The organism is Kitasatospora sp. cg17-2 (assembly GCF_054031055.1).
The window spans coordinates 2,019,657-2,021,390 of the sequence record NZ_CM132923.1 but is presented as its reverse complement, the minus strand read 5'-3'; the positions used below and the strand labels follow the sequence as shown (position 1 = coordinate 2,021,390).

Annotated in this window: 1 protein-coding gene; it reads left to right on the top strand. The window is 76.7% G+C overall.

Annotated elements, in window-relative coordinates:
• The first annotated feature begins 106 nt into the window (after positions 1-106).
• The gene (locus ACW14Y_RS07940) at positions 107-1,666 is read left to right on the top strand and encodes a carbohydrate-binding protein (RefSeq protein WP_380304674.1); all 1,560 of its coding nucleotides are present in this window, start codon (positions 107-109) and stop codon (positions 1,664-1,666) included.
• The last annotated feature ends 68 nt before the right edge of the window (positions 1,667-1,734 follow it).

The following is a 1,734-nucleotide window of genomic DNA, read 5'->3' as shown; positions in this document are numbered from 1 at the left end:
ACCGTCGGGCCGGGTCCGGCCGTAGGAACGGAGTAGGAGCACCCGAAGTCCAGTCGGCGGGGTGGTCCTGTCGACTGGGACTGCATGCGAGGCCGGAGGAGCTGCGGTGAGCACGAGTACGGGCGGGAACGGGGCTCGGGGCGGGGCGGCGGGGATCCAGCTGCCGTCGATGGACTGGGAGATGGAGGAGGAGCCGGCCGTGGCACCGGCGGGTGCCGCCGCCTCGGCCGGAGGAGCGGCCGCCGCTGCCGCGGTGGCCGCCCCGGCGACGGCGGAGGCGCCGACCGAGCAGGTCGCCGTGCCGCAGTACGGGCCGGTCACGCCGGTGGTGACCGCCGCCGCGGTGCCGCCGGTCGCGGTCGTCCCGTCGGCCGCGGCCGGGTTCGGCCCGGGCGAGGAGCCCGGGGCGCCGGTCCCCGTCGGGGCCGAGGGCGCGGACGGCGAGGAGCCGGAGGAGACGTCCCGTCGTCCCCGGTTCCGGCGGCCCGCGCTGGTCGCCGCCGCCACGGCGGGCGTGGTGCTGATGGGCCTGCCGTTCCTGATCACCGACGGCGCGGACAAGCAGGGCGACAACCGGGGCGTGAACCGGGCGGACCCCCAGCTGGTCGACGGGCCGGAGATCGACGACGTCCAGCCGCCCGCGCCGACCGACCCGCCGACGACCGGCCTCCCGCTCCCGGCGCCCGTCGACCCGCCCGCCACCGGTGACCCCGGCGCGCTCACCGCGCCGCCCGCCGACGGCTCGGGCACCGTGCCCGGGCTCGCCCTCGGCGGTGGCACCGTCGGCACCCCGGCGGTGCCGGCCGGCCAGCCCGCCGGCACGAACGTCCCGGCGGGCAAGGCACCGCAGAGCGGGACACAGAGCGGCAGCACCGGTGGCACCGGCAGCACCGGCGGCGGCAACGGAAAGACGACCCAGCCCGCCGCGGGTCAGCCCGTCGCGCAGCAGCCCGCCGCCGGCCAGCCCGCGGCCCAGCAGCCGGCCCCGGGCCAGCCCGCTCCGCAGCAGCCCGCGCCCCAGCAGCCGGCGCCGCAGCAACCGGCCCCCCAGCAGCCGGCGCCGCAGCAGCCCGCGCCCCAGCAGCCGGCGCCGCAGCAGCCCCCCGCCACCCAGCCCCCCGTCCAGCCGCCCGCCGCCGCGAAGGCCACCTACAGCGCCATCGGCGGTGGCAACTGCAGCACCGCCTCGGTCGCCTACGCCCAGCACGGTTACTGGGAACAGGGCTCCACCGGCTGGCTCAGCAGCTCGACCGGCGGCTACACCGGTTCGGGCTGCAACGGCAAGTACGTGTCGATGCCGATGTCCGGCTCGGACAGCAAGGACGACAACGACAACTCGGTGGTCTGGACGTTCTCCACCGCTCCGGTCACGTCCGGCAGTTGCACGATCTCCGTCTACGTGCCGAACAACAGCGACTACAAGCTGGTCGGCGGCAAGCCCGCGTACTACACCGTCCAGAACACCCCGAGCTCCGGCGTCATCGGCGACTTCTCGGTCAACCAGACCAGCAGCCGGGGGAACTGGGTGACCAGCAAGGCGTTCACGGTCTCCGGCGGCAAGATCTCGGTGATGCTGCACTCCCGCGGCCTCGACTGGGCCGGTACCGCCACCGACAAGGCGCACATCGCGGCCTCCGCCGTCAGGGCCGACTGCACGGCCTCCTGACCGCGCGGGGGCGGTCCGGACCTCCTCCGACCGCCCCCGGCCGCCGCCCCGGCTCCACCCGTCCGACC